General features: G+C 45.6%; 1 protein-coding gene. It reads left to right on the top strand.

Annotated elements, in window-relative coordinates; genetic code table 11:
* Nucleotides 1-491: cytochrome D1 domain-containing protein (locus tag A3729_RS25415; RefSeq protein ID WP_304439758.1), on the top strand; the 491-nt coding region annotated here is incomplete at its 5' end.
* Nucleotides 492-546 lie beyond the last annotated feature (55 nt).

Below are 546 nucleotides of genomic sequence, written 5' to 3'. Positions count from 1 at the left end.
CGCCAGAAAAAATATTGCCAAATTACGGCCGGGGAGAGCAGAAGCTACCCGTCTACAAGATGCCTCACCTGGAAGGTTGGGCTGTTGCAGGCAACTATGCATTTGTTCCTGCCGTTGGGCAGCACCAAGTATTGGTGGTGGATATGAACACTTGGCAGCAAGTAGACAAAATCGATGTGCATGGTCAGCCAGTGTTTGTCATGGCTAGACCGGATGGTCGCCAAATTTGGGTGAACTTTGCCTATCCAAATAATGACACGCTCCAAGTAATAGATGCTGAAAGCCGCTCATTATTTAAAACACTAAAACCTGGAAAGGGTGTGCTTCATATGGAGTTTACTTCACGTGGTGAGCATGTGTGGGCTTCTGTCAGAGATTTAAACTTGGTGAATATCTATGACACCGAAACCTTGGATTTAATAAATCAGTTTGAGGCGACAAGTCCTAGTGGGATTTTCTTTACCTCTCGGGCGCATCGTTTGGGCTTATAAAGCTCCGGTCGCTCCAAAAACAAGAACAGTGAGAAAGAAAGGTGATGTGATGAAT

The organism is Oleiphilus sp. HI0043 (assembly GCF_001634935.1).
The sequence above is the reverse complement of the archived record's forward strand: the minus strand, read 5'-3'. Positions and strand labels throughout refer to the sequence as shown.